Annotated in this window: 3 protein-coding genes and 2 pseudogenes; 2 read left to right on the forward strand and 3 right to left on the reverse strand. The window is 60.1% G+C overall.

Annotated elements, in window-relative coordinates; genetic code table 11:
• Both JCM21793_RS29580 and JCM21793_RS27790 read left to right on the forward strand, forming a co-directional pair.
• On the forward strand, positions 1–3,650 hold a 3,650-nt coding region (locus JCM21793_RS29580), incomplete at its 5' end, for a TonB-dependent receptor (RefSeq protein ID WP_025031750.1).
• 215 nt (positions 3,651–3,865) lie between these two features.
• Positions 3,866–4,780 (forward strand): helix-turn-helix transcriptional regulator, encoded by a 915-nt coding sequence (locus tag JCM21793_RS27790; protein ID WP_162175243.1) that lies wholly within the window; start codon positions 3,866–3,868, stop codon positions 4,778–4,780.
• Positions 4,781–5,053: 273 nt separating this feature from the next.
• On the opposite strand, the gene msrA is transcribed toward JCM21793_RS27790, so the two are convergent.
• From msrA to JCM21793_RS22130, 3 genes and pseudogenes are all read right to left on the reverse strand, one after another.
• A complete protein-coding gene (gene msrA, locus JCM21793_RS22120) occupies positions 5,054–5,560 on the reverse strand; it encodes a peptide-methionine (S)-S-oxide reductase MsrA (RefSeq protein WP_007008964.1) in 507 nt (168 codons plus the stop codon).
• Positions 5,557–6,041, reverse strand: a pseudogene (gene msrB / locus JCM21793_RS27795) (peptide-methionine (R)-S-oxide reductase MsrB). Before msrB ends, msrA begins: the two are co-directional and overlap by 4 nt.
• 140 nt (positions 6,042–6,181) lie before the next feature.
• A pseudogene (locus JCM21793_RS22130) lies at positions 6,182–6,752 on the reverse strand (acetylpolyamine amidohydrolase); the annotation flags it as partial.

The raw sequence follows: 6,752 nt of genomic DNA on the forward strand, positions 1-6,752 counted from the left end.
CGGCACTGATCGCATCGGCAGCAATGCCGGATGGTGCAGTTGCCGACGACCGGCCGGTGGTGCGCAATCTGCCGGTCGGGGAGAATACGGAACGCGAGACGCTCACCGATGAGGGAAGCATACCCTTCTCCATCAGCGTTGACGGCGAGACGGTTGAAGAAAGCGCGGCGCCGCGGCAGAAGCCCATGCCCACTGCCGGCCGGCAATCTGCGCAATCCAGGCCGGTCGACCGGCAGCGTCAGGCGGATGTCGGCCTGCATGGTGTGGACATTCAGATCAAGTTTGACGGGCTCGAGGCCAAGCCATTGCTCAATGTTGCGACGGTTTCGCGGCGCAGCCGGTACCGTGCTGGCGAGACCGTACGGTTTCTTGCATCGACCAACTATCCGGGCTTCATCGATCGGGCCGAGATTCGCATTCAGGAGGTGGATGCTGGCCGGGCGCGAACGAAGCCTTTCGCCATGATTCCTGTCGAGGTCAACGGTGAAGCGCAATGGACGATGCCAACGGCCGAAGAAGAGCGCGATTTCAGCTATGTGCTGAGGGTCTATGACCGAAGCGGCCGGTATGACGAAACGGAAGCGCTTCCACTCTCGCGCAGCGAAAAAACAATGAGGCCAGAGGCCGGCACAGCGGCTGCGGCGCCCGGAACCGGCGAAGACCGCACTGCCGTGCGCAACATTCCCGTGCGCGGCGGCGTGGTCACCGTTTACGGCCGCAATGTTCCACCCGGGTATCGTGTCGAGGCGTTTGACGAGACCATGCCGGTCGATCCAGACCGTGCTTTCGTCGTTAATCGCATCCTCCCTCCGGGCGATCACGATGTGGAGGTTTCCGTAGAAGGGGTGTCGAAGAGCGGCGGGCTGCATTTCGCCCGCGAGATCAACATTCCCGACAATGAGTGGTTTTACGTGGCGCTGGCCGACCTCACCATCGGCAGGCGCACGGGAGATGACAATATCGAGACTGTACGGCCCGGCGAGTATGATGACGTCTATTCGAAAGGACGGCTGGCCTTCTATCTGAAAGGCAAGATCAAGGGTGAGTATCTGCTGACAGCGGCCGCCGACACCGGTGAGGACGACATAGAAAACATGTTCCGCGACCTCGATGGCAAGGATCCGCGCCAGCTTCTGCGACGTCTCGATCCAGACGATTACTATCCGGTCTATGGCGACGATTCGACCTTTGTGGAAGACGCGCCGACCAAAGGGAAATTCTATATCAGGCTCGAGCGTGGCGACAGCCATGTCATGTGGGGCAATTACAAGACCAGCATCACCGGCACGGAGTTCTTACGCGCCGAGCGCGGCCTTTATGGCGCCAATGCGGTGTACCGTTCGGAAGACAGCACGTCTTTCGGGGAGCGCAGCACGGAGGTCACACTCTACGCCGCCCAACCCGACACGCTGCCGCAGCGCGAGGAGTTTCTCGCCACGGGCGGCTCAGCCTATTTCCTGAAACGCCAGGACATTGTCGAGGGCTCGGAAACGGTCACCGTCGAAATCCGCGATGCGGTTACCGGCCGCATCGTCGAGCGCCGCGCGCTGCAATACGGTCAGGACTACCGCATCGATTACCTGCAGGGCGTCATTATCCTGCATCGCCCACTCTCTTCCTCCACAGGCACCGATGCGCCGGTGCGCAATGGCGCACTCGGCGGAAACAAGGTTTATCTGACGGCGCAATACGAATTCGAACCGGTGGCCGGAGACGTGGACGGATACGTCTATGGTGGTCGTGCCCAGCACTGGCTGAACGACAAAGTGCGCATCGGCGTGACCGGCATGAACGAGACGACCGGGCTCGCCGATCAGCAGGCGCTTGGCGCGGACATCGAGCTGCGTCACACCGAAACCACGTTTCTCGAAGCGGAGGTGGCGCACTCCAAAGGCCCCGGTTTCGGCCTCTCGCGTTCGACCGATGGCGGTCTGAGCTCAAGCGATTACGGCACGGCAGGCAGCCGCGACCGTTCGGCCATGGCCTGGCGCGTGCGCGGCCAGGTCGATCTGGAAGACATCGAAAGCGCCGGCATGAAGGGAACGCTCGGCGGCTACTATGAAGAGAAACAGGCCGGCTTCTCCACGCTTTACGATCAGGTGAATGTCGACAAACGGATATGGGGCGCGCACGCCGATCTCGCCTTGAGTGACCGCGTGGGGCTGAAACTCGCCTATGATGATTTCAGCGACGACGACGGCCAGATCAAGCGCGACGGCACATCCAGCATTGCCTGGCAGGTGGATGAATACTGGAAGGTCTCCTTCGGGGTTTCCTACACCGAGCTGATGTCGCCGCGCGCCATCACGGCCGGAAAACGTGGGTATGACGGTTCCCGCCTCGATGCCGGTGTCCGTGTCGATTATCGCTTTGACGACGAGCATCTTGTCTATGTGTTCGGGCAGGCGACAGTGGAACGATCGGGTGACATAGACCGCAACGACCGCATCGGTGTCGGTGCAGAGGTGCAGCTGACGGAAGCGGTGGGCGTTACCGGTGAGGTTTCCTACGGAACGCACGGGCTCGGCGGGCTAGCCGCCATCAACTACGATCCCAACGATAATGAACATTACTACATCGGCTACAGGCTCGATCCCGACCGTGCGTTCGATCTCGACCGCAACCATGATCTTGTCGGTTCCGACGGCGGGGCGATCGTGGCCGGCATGCGCCGGCGTGTGGACGATGTGGCGTCGGCCTATGCCGAAAGCAGCTATGACATGTTTGGCCGCCGACGCGCGCTGACCCAGACCTATGGTGTGATCTACACCCCCGACGATGTGTGGACGGTGGATGCCGGGTTCGAGGCCGGTCGGGTGCGCGATGACACAATCGATCCGGCAACGGGGCTGCAACGCTCTGATTTTGATCGCTATGCGCCATCACTGGCCATCGCCTACAAGGATGAGGAAGCGGGTGTCACCGCCCGCGTGCGCGGCGAGGTGCGCATCGAGGATTCTGAAGACGGCACGCGGGACCAGAACACCTATCTGTTTGCGGCCGGGGTCTCCTGGAAGACAAGCGAAAACTGGCGCTTGATGGCTAATCTCGATGCCGTGATCTCCGATACGCGCTCGACGGTGACCTCCTTCAAGGATACCGATTACGTGGAGGCGTCGCTCGGCTATGCCTATCGGCCCGTCGATCACGACCGCCTCAACGCGCTTTTCAAGTATACCTGGCTCTACGACATGCCCGGCAACAACCAGCTTGTCAGCGGGGCGACGGGAGATGCTTATGCACCGGCCCAGCGCAGCCACATTCTGTCTGCCGACGTCACCTACGATCTGGTGCCCTGGCTGTCCATCGGCGGCAAGTACGGCTTCCGTTATGGCGAGGTGAAATACCGCACTGCCAGCGGCTCGGGTACGGGGTTTGAGCAACATTGGCAGCGCTCTTCGGCGCATCTGGGAATCCTGCGAGCTGATCTGCACGTGATCAAGAAGTGGGATCTCCTGCTTGAGGGCAGGGTGCTACACATGCCCGAGGCCAACACCACGGATCTCGGAGCGCTGACGGCGCTATACCGCCATGTCGGAAACAATTTCAAAGTTGGCGTCGGTTACAATTTCGGCCGCTTCTCCGATGATCTGAGAGACCTTACGCTCGACGATCAGGGCGTGTTTCTCAATGTCGTTGGAAAGTTCTGAGAAAGGGGGCACCAGACTGGGCCATCCTGTTTCCCTGAACAGTGCTTTCACTGTCGGTCTGGTAAAGCCGGAGAGGCATAATTCACCCTACGGTTGGTCGTCTCCGGTCGTCCCGGCGGTTAAGCTCGCTTCAAGCCATGATTTGGGGGAGCACGCAGGGCCATCTGAGTGTGGAGGAAGGTGTCTGGTCTCCCAGCTTTGAAGCAGACATCGACTTGAACATACGTGACAAACTCCTCGCCGAACGCGCTTCCTCGAAAATGTCCTTCGACAGTTCGGATGCGCTCTTTTCCTTCATCCCCGATTTGCAGGAACGCAGGTGGGTTGCAGCACCAAACGGAGGCGTTACGCATTCCGTTCGAGGAGCAGGTGAACTGTCCATTTCGGCCGAAAGTCACTATGCTACAGTCTTTCTGCGCCCTGTTGCCGGAGTTTTCACAACCATCGACAGTGATCGCCTTGAGGAAATCAACGTTCCTGCCGGAGCTGTCGGGGTGGCGCCGGCTGGAGGGCAGGGAAGGACGATCTGGCCGGTTTCCCGCGAGACCGTTGCCGTTGTCATTCCGCCAGGCAGGCTTACAGCGCTCGCTGAGCAGGAATGTAGAGGCGGCATCGCGGACATCAGGTTCACACCCGCTGTATCGCCAGACCGGTGGGCGCTGCAGGTGGCGCAGATGTTTCGGGATGAACTGACCAGTGGTGTCGGCGTCAATGAGCTTTACGTTGACTCACTCATCACGGTGTTCGGCATTCATATGCTGCGCAAATACGGGGATTCTGCGCCTGCCAGAAGCCGGGGAGGAGGCAAGCTCTCAAGCCGAAATGAGCACAGAATCCGTGAATTCCTGTCGGAGAACTTCAGGCAGAAGCTCAGCATCGCCGACCTGGCGGGTGAGTGCGGATTGTCACAGGGACACTTTATCGTTGCCTTCACAAACACATTTGGCGAGCGGCCGCACCAGTATCTGATCAAACGCAGACTTGATCATGCTCAGCGCCTGCTTCTGGAGAGCGATATGCCAATAGCAGAGATTGCGTTATTCTGTGGCTTCTCAAGCCAAAGCCATCTGACTGCGTCCTTGAAAAGACATTGCGGTTTGACACCAAGGCAATTGCGCTCTCACGGTTAGAGGGGAACGCTGAAGCAAGCGAAAGGACATCCAGCCCCCGATCGGCCGATTTTGCGCCGCCTTTGACACCTGTTTGAAGAGCTGGGTTTTTCCAGCATCCGGTTGGTTGTCGAGGCCTGCTCGGCATGCACCATCTGGTTCACGGAACATCGGTGATGGCTTTCAATCTCGCTGCGGACAATGATGACGAAAACCGCAGCAGATAGGAACGCTCCCCCGGCGAGCACCGGAGGAGCGAGTGATTTTTGCCTTGAGGGCTGGCCTGTGTGAAAGCTATTCGGCCGCGTCGCGTCTGGGCAAAACCCAGCCTGGCCGCGGAAAGTGGCATGTATAGCCGTTAGGATAGCGCTCCAGATAGTCCTGATGCTCGGGCTCGGCTTCCCAGAAGTCACCGACCGGCTCAAGTTCCGTAACCACCTGGCCCGGCCAGAGACCCGATGCATTCACATCGGCGATCGTCTCTTCCGCCACGCGCTTTTGCCCGTCGTTTTCATAATAGATCGCCGAGCGGTACGACATGCCGACATCGTTGCCCTGGCGGTTCACCGTTGTCGGGTCGTGGATCTGGAAGAAGAACTCCAGCAAGCGGCGATAGCTCATTTTCTCGGGATCGAAGACAATCTCGATCCCCTCCGCATGGGTTCCATGGTTGCGATATGTGGCGTTCGGCACGTCGCCTCCGGTATAACCGACACGGGTGCTGATGACGCCGGGCAGCCTGCGGATAAGGTCCTGCATGCCCCAGAAACAGCCACCGGCCAAAACAGCGCGTTCCGTCATTTTACATCCTCCACCTGGTCCAGATAGTCACCGTAGCCTTCGGCCTCCATCGCATCACGATGAACAAAGCGCAGCGCCGCTGAATTGATGCAGTAGCGCAGGCCGCCGCGGTCTCTCGGTCCGTCTTCAAAGACATGCCCGAGATGCTGTCGCCATGCGTGGAACGCACTTCCGTACGGATCATCCCGTGGGACGTATCCCGCAATTCGTTCACATTGGCGGGCACGATGGGTTTTGTGAAGCTCGGCCAGCCGCAGCCGGACTCATATTTGTCGCTGCTTGCAAAGAGCGGTTCACCGGAAACGATGTCGACATAGATTCCCGGTTCCTTGTTGTTCAGGTACGCGCCCGTTCCGGGTCGCTCCGTGCCGCTCTTCTGCGTCACGTGATACTGCTCCGGGGTGAGGCGGGCCAAGGCTTCGTCGGTCTTCTTGTAGTTCATTGGCAGCTCCGGCTTCCTGATTGTTCGTTCTGTGTTCATATCGGGCAATGGAAGGGAAACTCCACGCCCGCGGAGCCTGATGTAGGTATCGCTCCTGCGTGATCCCAATCATATTAGCGTGAACCGAAACGGAAGTCCGCCATGCCGCCTATGCGAGGGCCAGCAGAGTGCTTTTTTCGCTATTGCGACGCGTAGCCGGTGAGGAATGCCGTCAGATTGTCTGATAGCGCATCGCAGAGATAGCCGCCTTCCTGCACGATGACGCTCGGCAGGCCGAGGCTGGAGATCGCCTCCGCCATGCGGGCGAAGCCCGGCGTGCTGACGGACAGTCCGCCGAAGGGGTCGCCCTCGAACGCGTCGAGGCCGAGCGCCACGACCAGCGCGTCCGGCGCAAAGGCGCGGATGAGGCGGAACGCAGGCTGAAGCGCTTCCAGAAAGGCTTCATCGCCGGATTTGCGCGGCAGCGGCAGGTTGAGATTGTAGCCAAGGCCCGGTCCTTCGCCGCGCTCGTCGGCGTGTCCCCAGAAGAAGGGGTAGAAGCGCACCGGGTCGGCATGGATGGAGACGGTGAGCACGTCGGGCCGGGCATAGAAAATGCCCTGCGTGCCATTGCCGTGGTGCAGGTCGACATCAAGAATGGCGACGCGGGCGGCCTGTTTCCGAAGATGCTGCGCGGCGATTGCCGAATTGTTGAAGAAGCAGAAGCCGCCTGCGGCATCGGCAAAGGCGTGGTGGCCGGGCGGGCGCGAG

The organism is Nitratireductor aquibiodomus NL21 = JCM 21793, from assembly GCF_000615975.1.
In the GTDB taxonomy this organism is placed as follows: Bacteria; Pseudomonadota; Alphaproteobacteria; order Rhizobiales; family Rhizobiaceae; genus Nitratireductor; species Nitratireductor aquibiodomus.

Bases quoted from the DNA above. Each gene is read 5' to 3' on its own strand.
- msrA (WP_007008964.1), bottom strand. From the start codon at position 5,560: ATGACGGAACGCGCTGTTTTGGCCGGTGGCTGTTTCTGGGGCATGCAG.